This is a genomic window from Arthrobacter sp. 01T428 (assembly GCF_056398685.1).
Window position 1 is genome coordinate 204,345 of record NZ_JBFTPW010000002.1, and the last position, 15,454, is coordinate 219,798.

General features: G+C 63.4%; 12 protein-coding genes. 8 read left to right on the top strand and 4 right to left on the bottom strand.

Features of this window, described 5'->3' with window-relative positions; genetic code table 11:
- The first annotated feature begins 59 nt into the window (after positions 1-59).
- The 6 genes from AC1DJB_RS05030 (at position 60) to AC1DJB_RS05055 (ending at position 7,324) form a co-directional block, all read left to right on the top strand.
- A complete protein-coding gene (locus AC1DJB_RS05030; protein ID WP_307053732.1) occupies positions 60-863 on the top strand; it encodes an IclR family transcriptional regulator in 804 nt (267 codons plus the stop codon).
- 144 nt (positions 864-1,007) lie between these two features.
- A complete protein-coding gene (locus tag AC1DJB_RS05035; RefSeq protein ID WP_332602308.1) occupies positions 1,008-2,105 on the top strand; it encodes a quaternary amine ABC transporter ATP-binding protein in 1,098 nt (365 codons plus the stop codon).
- A gap of 142 nt (positions 2,106-2,247) precedes the next feature.
- Positions 2,248-4,188, top strand: coding sequence for an ABC transporter permease (locus AC1DJB_RS05040; RefSeq protein ID WP_476909987.1), 1,941 nt, complete (start codon positions 2,248-2,250; stop codon positions 4,186-4,188).
- 11 nt (positions 4,189-4,199) lie between these two features.
- A complete protein-coding gene (locus AC1DJB_RS05045) occupies positions 4,200-5,180 on the top strand; it encodes an ABC transporter substrate-binding protein (protein WP_476909988.1) in 981 nt (326 codons plus the stop codon).
- Between the two features lie 333 nt (positions 5,181-5,513).
- A complete protein-coding gene (locus AC1DJB_RS05050; RefSeq protein ID WP_476909989.1) occupies positions 5,514-7,016 on the top strand; it encodes an MFS transporter in 1,503 nt (500 codons plus the stop codon).
- A 62-nt stretch (positions 7,017-7,078) separates the two neighbouring features.
- A complete protein-coding gene (locus tag AC1DJB_RS05055; protein ID WP_476909990.1) occupies positions 7,079-7,324 on the top strand; it encodes a hypothetical protein in 246 nt (81 codons plus the stop codon).
- A 132-nt stretch (positions 7,325-7,456) separates the two neighbouring features.
- Here the strand turns inward: AC1DJB_RS05055 and AC1DJB_RS05060 are convergent, their stop codons facing one another.
- Positions 7,457-8,389, bottom strand: a complete 933-nt coding sequence (locus AC1DJB_RS05060; RefSeq protein WP_441437534.1) for a LysR family transcriptional regulator — start codon at positions 8,387-8,389, stop codon at positions 7,457-7,459.
- 154 nt (positions 8,390-8,543) lie between these two features.
- Between AC1DJB_RS05060 and AC1DJB_RS05065 the strand changes: the two genes are divergently transcribed.
- Together AC1DJB_RS05065 and AC1DJB_RS05070 are read left to right on the top strand one after the other, a co-directional pair.
- Positions 8,544-9,848 (top strand): aromatic ring-hydroxylating oxygenase subunit alpha, encoded by a 1,305-nt coding sequence (locus tag AC1DJB_RS05065; protein ID WP_476909991.1) that lies wholly within the window; start codon positions 8,544-8,546, stop codon positions 9,846-9,848.
- Complete coding sequence (locus tag AC1DJB_RS05070; protein WP_476909992.1) at positions 9,845-11,260, top strand: ferredoxin reductase; 1,416 nt, start codon at positions 9,845-9,847, stop codon at positions 11,258-11,260. The genes AC1DJB_RS05065 and AC1DJB_RS05070 overlap by 4 nt, the downstream gene beginning before the upstream one ends.
- 40 nt (positions 11,261-11,300) lie before the next feature.
- On the opposite strand, the gene AC1DJB_RS05075 is transcribed toward AC1DJB_RS05070, so the two are convergent.
- The 3 genes from AC1DJB_RS05075 to AC1DJB_RS05085 form a co-directional block, all read right to left on the bottom strand.
- Positions 11,301-11,732 carry a hypothetical protein gene (locus AC1DJB_RS05075; protein WP_306960123.1) on the bottom strand — a complete coding sequence of 144 codons (432 nt, stop codon included), beginning with the start codon at positions 11,730-11,732 and terminating at the stop codon, positions 11,301-11,303.
- Between the two features lie 62 nt (positions 11,733-11,794).
- On the bottom strand, positions 11,795-12,778 hold the full coding sequence (locus AC1DJB_RS05080; protein WP_476909993.1) for an aldo/keto reductase: 984 nt from the start codon (positions 12,776-12,778) through the stop codon (positions 11,795-11,797).
- Positions 12,779-13,074: 296 nt separating this feature from the next.
- Positions 13,075-15,453: a polysaccharide lyase 8 family protein gene (locus tag AC1DJB_RS05085; protein ID WP_476909994.1), complete on the bottom strand. Its 2,379-nt coding sequence runs from the start codon at positions 15,451-15,453 to the stop codon at positions 13,075-13,077.
- Position 15,454: the final 1 nt, after the last annotated feature.

Sequence of the window (15,454 nt, forward strand, 5' to 3'; positions counted from 1 at the left end):
AGAAACAAGGGGGAAGTTCCAGCCTCTTGTTTCGCCGCAGAAAGACGTAGGTATGGCTCATGGCCACGATTGACTTTGACTCCGAAAAAGGCGGAAACGGGCAGCCCGGTGGCGTGCAATCCGTTGACCGCGCCCTCCAGATCCTCGAAATCCTTTCCCGTGACGGACACGCCGGCGTGAGCGAAATCGCCGAGGAAATCGGCATCCACAAATCCTCGGTCTCTCGACTGCTGGGCTCGTTAGTGAACAGGGAGATGGTCCACCAGAACAGCGACCGGGGAAAGTACCAGCTGGGCTTTGGCATCCTGCGGCTTGCCAGCTCGATTCCCGGCCGGCTCAGCTTGGTCCGCGAGGCCCGGCCAGTGTTGGAGAGTCTTGCGGAGGAGTTCAAGGAGACGGTGAACCTCGCTGTCCTGCGCTCGAACTATGCCGTCAACGTGGATCAGGCCATGGGACCGTCGTCGTTGGCCACCTATGACTGGGTGGGCGGCTTGACGCCGCTCCATGCCACCTCGAGCGGGAAGGTTTTATTGGCTGCACTGTCCGCCGACGAACGGGACCGCATCCTGACGGAAGCCGGGTTTCATGCCAGGACTCCCCGCACTATCACCAATCGGGAAGACCTCGAGAAGCAGCTGATCGATGTGGCCCACGACGGGTATGCGGAGACACGCGAGGAACTGGAAATCGGCCTGAACGCGATTGCGGTTCCGATCTACAACCACTTGGGAACCGTCATCGGAGCCGTCAGCATCTCCGGACCCGCGTTCCGCTTTGACCCGCAGAAGATCCCTGGACTTATTGACGCACTTCGTCAGGCCGGAATCCGGATCAGCGTGCAAATGGGCTACACGCACCGATGACCCCGGGCACTGGGGCGCCGGGTCATCAGTAAAGGGTCAGGGGACCAGGAGGACGAAATAGCGTCTCCGACTTTTCGTGACAGCCAAGCACTGCGGATGCATCATCAATAAAGGGGGTAGTGATGGCGGAAAGAGCAGAAGAGCATGAGCACGCACACTGCGATAGAAGAGACCCCCGGCTCCAACGCGACTGAGTCCGCGCTCAAGGTCGATGGACTATGGAAGATCTTCGGCCAGAAGTCTGACGAGATCATCGGCACCCCAGCCGAGCACCTCTCGCGCAAGGAGCTCCAAAGCAAGACCGGCTGTGTCGCGGCCGTCAGGAACGTCTCGTTCGCGGTGGCCCCTGGGGAGGTCTTCGTGGTCATGGGACTCTCCGGCTCCGGCAAATCGACTCTCGTACGCCTGCTCACCCGACTGATCGAGCCGACGGCGGGAAGCGTCACGATCGGCGGCGAAGACGTTATCCGCGCGAGCAAGGCCCGCCTCCGGGCTATGCGCCGGAACCACATGGCGATGGTGTTCCAGCAGTTCGGCTTGCTCCCGCACCGCAAGGTGATCGACAACGTCGCCTACGGCCTCGAAGTCCGCGGGGAGGGCAAGTCCCAGCGCCGCGCCCGAGCCCAGGACATGGTCGACCTCGTCGGCCTGACCGGGTACGAGAATTCGTTCCCCGACCAGCTCTCCGGCGGCATGCAGCAGCGCGTCGGCCTTGCCCGGGCACTCGCCGTGGACCCGCAGGTCCTGCTCTTCGACGAGCCGTTCTCCGCCCTTGACCCGCTCATCCGCCGCGACATGCAGAACGAGGTCCGCCGCCTGCACGAGGAGGTGGGGAAGACGATGGTCTTCATCACCCACGACCTCCAGGAGGCCCTCAAACTCGGTGACCGCATCCTCATCATGCGCGATGGCGAGGTCGTCCAGATCGGAACCCCGGCCGACATCGTAGCCAACCCCGCTGACGACTACGTGCGCGACTTCATCTCGGATGTCCCCCGCTCCCATGTGCTCACGCTGCGCTATGTGGTGCGGCCCCCGCGCGAACGCGAGGCCCTCGACGGGCCGGTGATGCAGGCCGACCGCATCGTGCGCGAAGCCGCGCGGCAGGTCCTCCACTCGGAGCTCCCCGTTAGGGTTTTCGACGGCGAGGAATTCCTCGGCATCGTCGACGACGAGGATATCCTCCGCGTCGTCGTCGCCGAAGAGCCATCCCCGACTTCCCACCAAGGCGGTGCCGGGTGAGCATCGCCACAGTGCGGGCCAACCGTCGACGACGGTCCGGGGGCGCGCGTTCCAACTCACCTGGAGGACGAACCCCGCCACCCCGTCCGGAGGTCCTGCTGTCCTGGGATTCTGCCGACGTCATTGGCGCCCGGTCTCGCTCGTGGGCATTGGTGTCGTCTGGCTCGGACTCTGGGCCACGCTCAAGGGCGTGGACACCCTCGAGTTGGGCGGCGCAGACAAGACGGACTTCCAACTCTGGCTGAACAGCGTCCGCGACGCCTTTGACAGCGCCCGCACCAACTCCTTCGTGTTCCAGCACATCGTCCAGCCGGTCACGGACGGAATCAATGGGCTCGTTACCTTTCTCCAAGGCATCTTCAGCCAGGCCTCGGACGGACGCCCGGTGCCGGAGATCGGCTGGCTCGGCGTCGTCGCGCTCCTCGCCTGGCTGGCCTTGGCGTTCGCCGGCGTGCGCTCGATGCTCCTCGTCGGCGTGTGCGTGTTGCTCTTCGGGTTCTTCGGCTACTGGGCACAAAGCATCGACACGCTCATCGTCACGTTTTTCGCAGTCGGCATCTGCACAGTCGCGGGACTCCCGCTAGGCATTGTCATGGCCCGAAGCCGCCGAGTCTCGGCCGCGGTCTCACCCTTGCTCGACCTCATGCAGACCCTGCCGTCGTTCGCCTACCTGGCACCGCTCGCACTCGTCTTCGGCATCGGCCCGGCGGCCGCGATTGTCACGACCATCATCTACTCGCTGCCCCCGCTGGTGCGCATCACCGAGCACGGCATCCGAGGGGTCTCACCGGCCACGCTCGAGGCCGTCGCGTCCATGGGCAGCACCCCCTGGCAGGCCCTCGTGAAGGTGCAACTTCCCATGGCCCGGCGCACTATCGTGGTCGGCATCAACCAGTGCACAATGGCGGCGCTCTCGATGGCCACCATAGCCGCGCTCATCAATGGCCCGGGACTGGGCACTCCGGTGCTCCAGGCGCTCCAGTCGCTCGACGTCGGCTCGGCGTTCGTCTCCGGCCTTGCCATCGTGCTCATGGCGATCATGCTCGACCGCACCACGACGAGGGCCTCCGAACGCTCAGGCATCGAAGCCCGCATGCAGCGCGGGTCCGGAGTGGGACAGACCGGCACATTCGGGGGCCGGCAGATGCGTCGGACCACTATCATCGCCAGCGCTGTCGTCGCCGCCGTGGCCATCTATCTCTCGCACATCTATCTTGCACTCTCGAAGTTCCCGGCTTCGCCCGACCTCGGCACCCCACTGGCGAAGGCCGTCTCAGCCGCGACCGACTGGACGGTCGGCACGTTCTCAGGCTTCACGGAATGGCTCAAGGACACCGTTACCGCACTTCTCGTCGACCCACTCCAGTCGGTGCTCGCGCAGTCGCCGTGGTGGGCCATGGCGCTCGCGCTGCTCGGAATCGCGTTCGTGCTCGCCGGCCGGCGGGCCGCCACAGTCACGATCGTGTGCGAAGCCGTGATCCTCGGAAGCGGGCTGTGGAATGAGAGCATGAAGACGCTCGCGACCACGCTAGTAGCCGCGTTCGTTGTGATCATCGTCGCTGTCTGCCTGGGCGTCTGGATGGGTCGGAGCAAGCCCGCCGACTCGGTTATCCGACCCGTGCTCGACGCCTTCCAGACCATCCCGTCCTTCGTGTACCTGGTACCGGCCCTCGCCCTCTTCGGTCCCACACGATTCACGGCGATCGCCGCCGCGTTCGCTTACGGTGTGCCCATCGCGACGAAACTGGTTGCCGACGGGGTCCGAGGTGTCTCGCCGGTTGCCGTGGAGGCCGCGGAATCACTCGGAACAACGTCGTGGCAGATGATCGCGAAGGTCCAGCTCCCCATGGCCCGCGCGGCAGTAGTCCTCGCCGCCAACCAGGGCTTGCTTTACGTCCTGTCCATGGTCGTCGTCGGCGGACTCGTCGGCGGCGGAGGACTCGGCTATCTCGTAGTCGCCGGATTCTCCCAGAGCCAGCTCTTCGGAAAGGGTCTTGCCGCCGGCATCGCCATCACCGCGCTCGGAGTCATGCTCGACCGGATCACCCAACACGCCACTGCCCGCTTCGGCAGCACCCGATAGAGGAAAGAGCCGTGAAGAAATCACTGACGGAGCGTGGCCCAAAGATGGGGAAGGGAACGTCTGCCGCAATTGTCCTCACCGCGGTCCTCGCGCTCACGGCCTGCTCCGGGGATATCCCTAGCGCAACCCCGCCAAGCGGAAAGAGTGGATGCGGAGCATTCAACGTCGCCGTAAACCCTTGGGTCGGGTACGAGGCGGACGCCTACGTCGTAGGGACCGTTGCCAGGGAAAAGCTCGGCTGCACCGTAAATTACAAGACCCTCAAGGAAGAGGTGTCATGGCAGGGCTTCGGCAGCGGCGAGGTGGACACCGTCCTTGAGAACTGGGGCCACCCCGAGCTCGCGGACAAGTACATCAAGCAGCAAAAGACTGCGGTCGACGCCGGGCCGACCGGTAACACCGGCGTAATCGGCTGGTACGTGCCGCCGTGGATGGCCAAGCAGTACCCGGACATCACGGACTCCAAGAACCTCAACAAGTACGCTGACTTGTTCAAGACCTCCGAGTCCGGAGGACAGGGCCAACTCCTCGACGGTGACCCCTCCTTTGTCACCAACGACGCAGCCCTCGTGAAGAACCTCGGCCTCAACTTCAAGGTTGTGTACGCGGGCAGTGAACCGGCGCTCATCCAGGCCTTCCGGCAAGCGGAGCAGAACAAGACCCCGCTGATCGGCTACTTCTACGAGCCCCAGTGGTTCATCGCAGAGGTCCCGCTCGTCAAAGTCAACCTCCCGGCCCACACGCCCGGCTGCGACGCCGACGCGGCCAAGGTCGCGTGCGATTACCCCAAGTACGAGCTCAACAAGGTCGTCTCCACCAAGTTCGCCAACTCCGGCAGCCCCGCGTATTCCCTCGTCAAAAGATTCACGTGGACGAACCAGGACCAGGACACGGTTGCCGGGTACATCGCCAAGGACAACATGAGCCCGGATTCCGCCGCGCAGAAATGGATCGACGCGAACTCGGACAAGGTCGCCGCCTGGCTCAAGTAGGTTCGTTGTTCCCAAGGACCATCGGCCGCAGCCGAAGGACTATACGCAACAAGAATCACGATAAGCAACATATTTGCGCAACATCCTTGACAATCACTGTGATCTAACGCACTCTGTTGCTTATGGCGAATTCTGTTGTTCCATGCGGAACGACTAGGAATTGGCGCCTACCGGTATTTGCGAGTCCCTTCCCAAATGAAGGGAGAGGTGCTTCATGCCCAAGGCCTGCGAGGGAAGCACTACGCCTATCCGCCGGGCGAACCGAACCTGTCACAAGGTGCCGGCCGACGGCCACATATGAGCCAATTGCAACATTGAGCAAAAGGAACCGTTATGACCCAGAAACCGAAGCTCCTTAGACACAGGCGGCTAGAGGTGTCCGACGTCAACGTCGTCAACCAGCCGATGCTCAAGAAGGCACTCGGCGGTACGATCGTCGGCAACACCATGGAATGGTACGACGTCGGCGTGTTCGGCTACCTGATAACCACCATGGGCCCCGTCTTCCTCCCGGAAGCTGACAGGTCCGTCCAAACCTTATTCCTGCTCGGCACCTTCGCCGCAACATTCATCGCCCGCCCGCTGGGCGGTGTCATCTTCGGTTGGCTCGGCGACAAGATTGGCCGCCAGAAGGTGCTGGCGGCGACGCTCCTGCTGATGGCGGCAAGTACCTTCGCCGTCGGACTCCTTCCCGGATACGCTCAGATCGGCGTATGGGCAGCCGCCCTGTTGGTGATCCTGAAACTCGTCCAGGGCTTTTCCACCGGCGGCGAGTACGCAGGCGCCACTACCTTCGTCTGCGAATACGCCCCCGATAAGCGGCGCGGCTTCTTCGCGAGCTTCCTGGACATGGGCTCGTATCTCGGCTTCGCGTTGGGAGCTGCGATCGTGTCCGTGCTGCAACTGTCTCTGGGCCAAGCGGCCATGGAGGAATGGGGCTGGAGGCTGCCCTTCCTGATCGCCGGGCCGCTCGGTGCGATCGCCGTCTACTTCCGGAACAAGATCGAGGAATCCCCCCAGTTCCAGGCAACCCTCGACGCCCGGCAAGCACAATCTGCAGATGCTACAGCAGCCGACAAAACGGTGGTCAACGGTCCCCTGGCCATCATCAAGGCTTACTGGCGTCAAATCATCCTCGCCATGATCCTCGCCGCCGCTGCCAACACAGTAGGTTATGTCCTGACGTCCTACATGCCGACATACCTGACCGAATCCAAAGGCTACGACCCCATCCACGGCACGCTGCTAACCATTCCCGTGATGGTGATAATGGCAGCCTGCATTCCGCTGACCGGGAAACTGTCCGACCGCATCGGCCGCCGCCCCGTCCTCTGGATCGGTGCCGGAAGCACCATCGTGTTCGCTATCCCGGCATTCCTGCTGATCGGCGTCGGTAATGTCTGGTCCACGCTCGCTGGCCTTGCCCTTGTCGCCTTCCCCGTGACGTTCTATGTCGCAAACCTCGCCTCGGCGCTTCCCGCGCAGTTCCCGACGTCGGGCCGCTATAGCAGCATGGGCATTGCCTACAACTTCTCCATGGCGCTTTTCGGCGGCACAACGCCATTCATCGTCCAAGGCCTGATCGAGGCTACGCACAATGACATGGCCCCGGCCTACTACCTCATGGGCACTTCAATCATCGGTGCGATCGGCATCTACTTCCTGCGCGAATCCGCCCGGCGGCCGCTGCCCGGCTCCATGCCGAGCGTTGATACTGAGGCCGAGGCCCGCGAGCTGGTCGCTACCCAGGACAACAACCCGCTGATCGACCTGGACGGAATGCCGTTCCTGGAGGATCATGCGTTCGAAAATACGGCCAGAGCCTCACTGCGATGATTTTCGAGGACCTAACTAATGCCCCAAAGCTCGCCAAACGGCGCCCAAAGAAGGAATCCACAATGAATCAATCCCTGCCGAAGGAAAACGTGCTTCGCATCTCAGGCGCCGGCGCCGATCCGATAATCGTCAACTTCGAAGGTTCCGAACCCGTCACGGTCCGGCTACAAATCGACGCCAAGTGCAACTGCCAAGACGACGGTGGCGCCAGCCGGCCGGGTTCCTACGCCTACAGTGATCCGCGGGGCCGAACCAAGCCAAGCGACGTTATCGATGCTCCATCGCGGCCGGAAACCATGGGTGTTTAGCTGAACATGCCACAGCCGCGGAGCGGAAACGGTCACGCGGCGCCCCCGATGCTGAGACGGCCCTTCCTGGACGAGGCCCCGGCCGGCGTCGATGCCGCGTGCCCTTCGGCAAGGAATCGCGGCCATCCGATTTTAGAGATCGTCTTCGGGCCGGGCGGTGAGGATACGATTGGCGCTGACCCGCAGGATGCCGAGCGACTCCTTGATCAGGGGCGATGCAATGCTGCCACTGCGCACCGCAGCGACAATGCGCCGCGATGGCTTCCCCTTGCCAGTGATGCGCAGTCGAACCACGTTTTCGGCACTATGCAGGGGGGCGAGTCGCGGCAGCAGGCCCACGCCCAGCCCCGCACCAACGAAGGCGATCTGGGTTTCCCATTCCACGGCCTCATGGGCAATCCGCGGCGTCACCCCGACTGCCGTGAACGCCGCGGTGAACAGGGAATGGTAGGTGGATCCGGCAGCCTCGGTGATCCAGGGTTCCGACGCCAGCTCTTCGAGCGTCACCTTTTCCCGCGATGCCAACGGATGGTTGGAGGGAATGATCACGTCCAGGGGATCGTCGAGCAGAACGGTCTGCTCGAAGCGCGGATCGTCCTCAACATAGGTGTCGGACTGCATGGCGACAATGACAGCGATGTCGATTCGCTCGGCAACCAACAAGTCGAAGCAGCGGGCCGGGTTGGCCTCGAGTACCTGCACCTCCAGTAACGGGTGGGTTGAGCGCAAGGTGGCGGCCAGTGGCGCGAGCAACTGGGCGGCCGCGGTGGAGAATCCGCCGAGCCCAAAACGCGCGGGTATCTGCTCGCCCGCCTCCATGGCCGCAGCGCGCAGGTTCTCCCATTCGGCAATGAGGGTGTCCGAGCCCGCCACGAGAAAACGGCCTGTGGCGGTCAGCCGCACACCCCGGCCATCTTTCGTCAGCAGCTGCATTCCGAGCACGCGCTGGAACTCCCGTAATTGCGCGGAGACGGCGGAGGGAGAATAGCCCGTGAGCTCTGCGGTTGCGCCAATGGTGCCGCACTGGGCAAACACCCGAAGTGTTATGAGCCGTGGATCGATCATGCAGCTATTGTGCACTGTTATCTCCCAAATCTTGCGCTTTTGTTGCAGATCGATCGGCTCTAATCTCATGAATAAAACGTTCGACAACGGCGATTGCACCCACCAACGCCGGTCTCGATGGATCGCCCTTACCTAGCCCTCCGGGAGGAAACACATGTCTGCTCCAGTGAACGCGCCCCTCAATTCACGCCGAAAACTCGCTTCGTCATTGCCTGCCGAGCAGCTGGCGGAAATCACCGAGTTGTTCGAGTTCCGGCGCGTGGGGTATTCCCTCAACGCCCCCTTCTACACCGATCCGACGATTTTCAAGATCGACATGGAGGCCATTTTTGGCCAGCACTGGATCTATGCCGCCAGCATCGCCGAACTGCCGGAGCCGGGCGACTACGTCACCATCGATTACGGGCCCTACTCCCTGATCGTGCTGCGCAACGACGACGGCGGCGTGAACGTCCTGCACAACGTGTGCCGCCACCGCGGCGCCCGCGTCCTGACCGAGCCCGCGGGGTCAACGGGAAACCTGGTGTGCGGCTATCACTCCTGGACCTACTCTCCCGAAGGTAATTTGATCCATGCCTCGGCGCCGGGGGAAACCAAGTTCGACAAGGGCTGTTTCGGCCTCAAGCGCGCCCACAGCCGCATGGTCGCCGGACTCATCTTCGTCTGCATTGCCGACGAACCGCCAACCGACTTCGACGAAACCTCAAAGATCTTCGAGCCCTACCTCGCGCCGCACGATCTGTCGAAGACTAAAGTCGCCTACCAGCAGAACATCATCGAGGAGGGCAACTGGAAGCTCGTCATGGAGAACAACCGTGAGTGCTACCACTGCGACGGCCACCCCGAGCTTGCCTGTTCCCTCTTTCCCACCTGGGGTCTGACGGAGGGCCTGATCCCGGCCCATCTCGAAGAAGTGTGGGACCGCAACAAGGAAGCACAGTCCTCGCTCGAGGAGCGTTGCCGCCGCTATGGCCTTCCCTACGAGGTGGTCGAGGAGCTCGACACCCGCATCGCGGGAATCCGTATCTCACGTGAATCGCTCGACGGAGAGGGCGAATCGTTCTCGGCCGACGGGCGCAGGCTCTCCAAGAAGCTGCTCGGCGACTTGCGGGACTTCCGCCTTGGCCGCTGCTCGATGCACCTGCAGCCCAACAGCTGGTTCCACTTCCAGAGCGACCACGTCATCACGTTCGCCGTCTTCCCCATCAACGAACACCAGACACTGGTACGCACCACCTGGCTGGTGGCTGACGACGCCGAGGAAGGCGTCGACTACGACCTGGAGAAGCTCACCTACACCTGGAAGCAGACCAATCTGCAGGACAAGGAGTTCGTGGAGCTATGCCAGAAGGGCGCCGGCAGCCCCGCCTACGAACCCGGCCCGTACATGAAGAGCGAATATCAGGTGGAGGCGTTCATCAACTGGTACGTGCAGCGCGTGCAGGAGCACTTGGCATGATCGAACTCCGCACTGAGACGGCCGTCCAGGAACCACAGCGCATTCGCGGTCTTGAGATGCCGTGGAACAGGGTCATGGGCAGCACCGAGGGACCCGCAAGCGCCGCCCGCGCATTGGGCCCCTGGCATCCGCAGGAGTTCTTGGCCGAATGCGTCGAGACCGTTCCCGAGGTGGGCGGCATGATGACCTTCGTGTTTCGCCGCTGCGATGGTGCGCCGCTGGCGTTCCGTCCGGGCCAGTACGTGAACGTCGCCTTTCCCGTGAAGGGCGCGGACCAGGACGCGGTGGACCGCAGCTACTCGCTGTCCAGTTCGCCCACCAAGCCGTGGACCTTCGACATCACAGTCAAATGCGACCCCACGGGACAGGTCTCGCCGTGGGCGCACCAGAACGTCAAACCCGGCACCGTCCTCGACATGCTCGGACCAGTCGGGGCATTCCACCTGCCCGACGCCGACCGGCGGGCACGGTACCTGTTCCTGGCCGCCGGCGCTGGCATCACCCCCATCATGTCGATGGTGCGGACCATCCACTCGCTGCCCGGACAAGCCGATGTCGTGGTGCTCTACCACGGGGCGGCGGCCGGAGACTTTGCCTTCCACCAGGAGCTGGCCTACATCGCCTCCGTGGACTCGCGGGTCAAGGTCTTCTACTCCCTGGGCGACCGCAGCAAACCCGAGGGCTGGGAAGGGCTCACCGGAAGGCTGACGGCGGCCATGCTCGACGAGGTGGCTCCCGACGCCAACGGCCGCCAAGTCTACGCCTGCGGCCCCGAGGGTTACCTGAACACAGCCACCGAGCTCCTCAAGAAGGTCGGCGTCGACGACACCTCCATCTACATGGAATTCTTCTCGGGAGATCGCCAGACGCTCCTTGAATACCAGGCGGAGCTCGCGTTTGCAGTGGACATTGCGGAGGAAATAGCCGAGGAAATAGCCGATTCCGCCGAGTACTACTACGAAAGCCAGCCCACCGCGTTCGGGCTCTACGAGCCGGGCTACGACGCCGATGGAACCCTGCAGGCCACGGGCCTGCCGCTGGAAACCGTCGACCCTGACGTTCCCGGTCCCGAAGCCCCCGACGGCAGTCCGGACGTGGGACCGCAGGCCGGGTCCTCCGATGCCTCGAGCTTCGACACGGTCGGAACGGGAAGCCTCACCCTGTCCTTCTTGCGCACCGGCATTAACGTGCGCATCGACCCCTCCCAACACATCCTCGAGGTGGCGCAGCGTGCCGGCGTCAGGATCGGAGCGAACTGCAAAGAGGGCATGTGCGGCTCCTGCAAGGTCGTCAAGCTCTCCGGGGAGGTCGACATGAACCACCAGGGCGGGATTCGGGCACGGGAAATCGAGGCAGGCAAGTTCCTGCCCTGCTGCTCCACAGCACGAACCGATTTGGTGATCGATGCCTAGCAGCTTCCAGCTGCCGGACCTCACGGAAGACCCGGCGCTCCTAGGGGGCCAGTTCGCCCGCCCGCGTCCACCCGAGGGCCTCGTACCGGTCCGCCGCCGCGGCGTCCACGGGCGCATAGACGACATCCGCGCCTTCGACGAACGCTTCCTCCGCCAGGCGGGCCAGAATCACAGCCTCGTGATCGAGCGCCACAGAGTCGCCGTCCACTGCGCGCACCGGGCCCACCACAGCGAAACCATCGCCGAACGCCACCCGGCCCCGCGCCAGAGGGCGGTCGAAGCGGGTCAACTCCACGACGTCGTAATCCTCCAAGGGCGCCTCGAACACCCCGAACTCGGACTCCAGCGGCAGCGCGCTGTTGACCTCGCCCGGCGGGGCGGTCATCAGGACGCCGGCGGGAAGTGTTTCCTCGCCTGCATTGAGCCGCGCCCATAGGGGCTGCCAGTCGTGTGTGGTTTCCGGTGCGCTCATGCACCAACCCTATCGTCGTCCCTGACTGCCGGTACATGCGGAATAGCTTGGCTTTCCGGGGTTTACCAGCGTGAATGGACCATCTCGCGGAAGTACGTGTCGTAGATTTCCCTGACGCTGTTCTCGAAGTCCGGACCCAGGTGGTCCAGTATCTGGATGGAGGCGGCGTTGGAGCGGGCTTGTTCGGGGCTTCGGGCACCTGGGATGACGGTGCTGACGCCGTCTTGTGCCGCGATCCAGGCGATGGCCGCTTGGGCTGTAGTTGCTCCGGACGGGACAAGCTTTTTGAATTCGTCCACCGCTTTGAGGCCTTGTTCAAAGTCAACTCCGGAGAAGGTCTCTCCGACGTCGAATGCTGCACCGTTCCGGTTGTATTTCCGGTGGTCATTTTCGGCAAAGACTGTGTCCTTGGAATACTTGCCCGAGAGCAGGCCGGAGGCCAGAGGGACCCTGGCGATGATGCCGACTCCGGCGTTCTTCGCCGCCGGCAGGACGCCCTCCAAGGGTTTGAGTCGGAAGGCGTTCAGAATGATCTGGACGGTGGCCGTGCCGTGTTCGATGGCTTCGAGTGCTTCATCGGTCCGCTCGACGCTGACGCCGTAGTCCTTGATTGCGCCTTCACTGACGAGTGTCTCCAGCGCATCGTAGACTTCCGGCCGGCTGTAGACCGGGGTCGGTGGGCAGTGCAACTGCACCAGGTCCAGGCAATCCGTCCGGAGGTTCCGCCGGGAACGGTCGACCCACTGCCGGAAGTTGGCCAGTGTGTAGTTCTCCGGTTCCTGTTCCAGGCGCCGCCCGATTTTGGTGGCTACCGTGATGTCCAGTCCGGGGTTGGCAGCGAGGTACGCCCCTATAGTTTGCTCGCTCCGCCCGTCGCCGTAGACATCGGCGGTATCGAAGAAGGTCACCCCGGAATCCACTGCGGCTTCCAGGATGTCGTTGGCTTCCTTCGGGTCCACGTTGCCCCAGTCTGCACCGAGCTGCCATGTGCCCAGCCCCACAACGGAGACGGACCGCCCCGTCTTGCCCAATACTCGCTGCTTCATCCTTCGACTATAACCACGGCACAACAGCCCCGTCCGCATGGAGGGGGGCCAGTTGATCCTAGGACCGGATGGGCCAGCCACGCCTGGTCAAAAGATGCTGCCGGACGATCTCGGGCTCTCCCGATTCCTCACCCGCCACCCGGGAAGCATAAGCACCCAGTGGCAGGGGACGGCCGGACGCCCCCGTCACACAGCTCAGGTGATGATGACGTTCTGGATGCTCTTTCCAGGTTTTGAGGTCGACCACGCCGACCATCGCGTCCAAGTGTCGCAGCGGCACGGTGGCCCATGTTCGGTTAGCGGCGGAGTTTGACGGTCTGCGTCTGGCCACCGAGTCCGGCAGTGTCGAGCGTGAGGGTTGAGCGGCCCTCGGCATCAGCGCCGAGGGTCGCCCCGGAGCCTTCCAGCACTGTGGACCATGTTCCTTCGGGCAGCGTCAATGTGATGCTGGATGCTTTCTGCGTGGGCTCGCTGACCGCCAGACTGAGCACATTTCCGTGCCTGGAGTAGACAACGCACGCGGGACCCGAGGCACCAAGGTCCCCCGCTGTTCCGGCCTTCCAAAAGGTTGCCGCCGTAGTCTTCTCGCTCTTGAACTCCACGGACTGGGCGGTGGCATCGTTCCGGATCACCGTGTGGTTGTTGCCTTGTGCGATCTGCCTGATTTGGGCGACCGATGCGCCTGGAGCCACCACGTAGGCGTAGCTGCCCGGTGTATCGCCTGCGCCGTGGTCAATGTAGACGGTGGCGAAGTTGCGCTGCTGGACGGTGGTGCTGCCGGCAAGGAGATTGACCGCCGACCAGCTTCCGGAGCGGCTTTCGCGGAGGACCGTGAGCGGTGAGGCGTCGAGGACGGCGTAGCCGCCGAACCCTTCCAAATGGACCCATCGATCGTCATCAAGAACCACTGCGCTGCCGGCCGATTCGGCGATGCTGCCCGACGCCGTCGTGAGGGCGTTGTTTCCTTCGTGAAGATTGCGGTGGTCCACAATGCTCTCCACGCGGGCGCCGCTCCTGGTGCTGATGTCGGCGCCGAGGCATACCGCCAGGTCCCCGCTGATGAACCAGGACTTCCTGGCCGACAAGCCGGTGCCACCGGGGCCCACAAGATGCTGCCCGACGGCGGCCACCTCGCCCAGGGCCGCGGAGCCCGTCCACTCGTTTGCAGGGCGGGCTGCACCCCATTCGCCCTCCACCTTGTCCGGCAAGGGCGTGGTGTCCACGGTGGTGCCGGGCAGCCGGTTGTAGTTGGCGGTGGCCCAATAGGCGTCGTCGTATTGGCCCAGGTCGGCCGTATAGAAATGTGTCATGCCGGAACCCGTGTGGTACCCGCGGTTGTTTTCGCCGTTGCCGCATTCGTACCAGGCAATGCGGTTACTTGACATGGATAAGGACAGTGCCCAGCCGCTCCCCCGGTGGATGGTACGGTCCATGGCAGGGAAGAGCCGGTGCCCCGCGGTCTCCGCGGCTGGCGCGATACCGCTGGCCTGGAGTTCCTTGACAAGGGCAGTTCTTGGCACGCTGGCCCCTGCAAGAATCGGGCGGCAGGTGTTGCGGGTGATCCATCCGGCGCACAGGCCCCGCCATCTTCCAGCGGTAGCGGGATCCATGGCGCGTGCCAGGAGGAGAATGGCTTCGATCGCGGAAGCCCCGAGGTCGTAGCCGGTGTTGGCCTCTCGGCTGATTGAGCGGCCACGCACGGCATCCGCCATGGCTCCGTTGATGATGAACGGCGCGTACGAACCCTCGACTGCGTCGAGGAAGATGCTGCGGCTTGGATCGGAGATTTCAGAGGCCGTGCCGCCAAGGAGCGCGAACAGCTTGGACAATCCAGTGAGCAGCACTACCCCGTACGAACCTGTGTATGCGGTGGTGCTGTGCTGGATGAAGGAGCCGTCCCTGAAGAATCCGTCTCCGCTAATGACGTATTGCCACACTTGGCTCAGTCCCGTGATGGCGTGCTGAAGCTTTGCGGTATCTTCCCCGGCCAAGGAGCGGATGATGATTGCTTGGCTGAGGTCGACGCGGTTGGCTCCCACGGACGTGACCTTGGCTCTTGGTGCCATGAACTGCTGCCACGGGTCTGGCACGAAGTGGTCGATGGCTGCGCAGTTGGCAGCGATCTCGGCGGCGGTCAGTTCGCCGTGAATCAGGACCAATGTATCGGCCAAGGCCCTTGTCACACCGATTTCCCAGTTCCACCAGTTCCCGGATTCTACTTTCGTATCGTTGTAGGAAACGGCATGCGCGTCCGCCAGCCCCGCTTTGATGTCTGCAAGCACGGAAGCATCCCCGAACACTGTGGCAGTGGGGGTCGCCCAAGCGATGGCGAGCTGCTGCAGACGCTGGTAGGTGGAAGCAATGTGGACGTCGTTGGCGAGCGACAGGTCGGTGAAGACCGAGGTACGGCCTGCCGCGCGGTTGACCTTGGCCAGCGAGGCGGCGGCCTTGTTGTTCAGCGCAGTGATAGCCGTGGCGAAGTCTGGATCACCCGCCTGGATCACCGTGCGGCCGGTGATCTGGTCCACCCAGCGGGTCCGCAGCGCGGCGAAGTCCGCGGCGCTCGGCACTGATGCCGCCCAGGAATTTTGGGCAAACATCGAGCTGACAACGGCTGCAAGGGATAGCGTGCCTGCGGTCTGGAGAACCGTTCGGCGTGAGATCTGTGGTGACACG

Excerpts from the sequence above, each read along its gene's own strand:
- AC1DJB_RS05030 (WP_307053732.1), top strand. The coding sequence starts at position 60 with ATGGCCACGATTGACTTTGACTCCGAAAAAGGCGGAAACGGGCAGCCC.
- AC1DJB_RS05035 (WP_332602308.1), top strand. The coding sequence starts at position 1,008 with ATGAGCACGCACACTGCGATAGAAGAGACCCCCGGCTCCAACGCGACT.
- AC1DJB_RS05050 (WP_476909989.1), top strand. The coding sequence starts at position 5,514 with ATGACCCAGAAACCGAAGCTCCTTAGACACAGGCGGCTAGAGGTGTCC.
- AC1DJB_RS05055 (WP_476909990.1), top strand. The coding sequence starts at position 7,079 with ATGAATCAATCCCTGCCGAAGGAAAACGTGCTTCGCATCTCAGGCGCC.
- AC1DJB_RS05060 (WP_441437534.1), bottom strand. The coding sequence starts at position 8,389 with ATGATCGATCCACGGCTCATAACACTTCGGGTGTTTGCCCAGTGCGGC.
- AC1DJB_RS05065 (WP_476909991.1), top strand. The coding sequence starts at position 8,544 with ATGTCTGCTCCAGTGAACGCGCCCCTCAATTCACGCCGAAAACTCGCT.
- AC1DJB_RS05070 (WP_476909992.1), top strand. The coding sequence starts at position 9,845 with ATGATCGAACTCCGCACTGAGACGGCCGTCCAGGAACCACAGCGCATT.
- AC1DJB_RS05075 (WP_306960123.1), bottom strand. The coding sequence starts at position 11,732 with ATGAGCGCACCGGAAACCACACACGACTGGCAGCCCCTATGGGCGCGG.
- AC1DJB_RS05080 (WP_476909993.1), bottom strand. The coding sequence starts at position 12,778 with ATGAAGCAGCGAGTATTGGGCAAGACGGGGCGGTCCGTCTCCGTTGTG.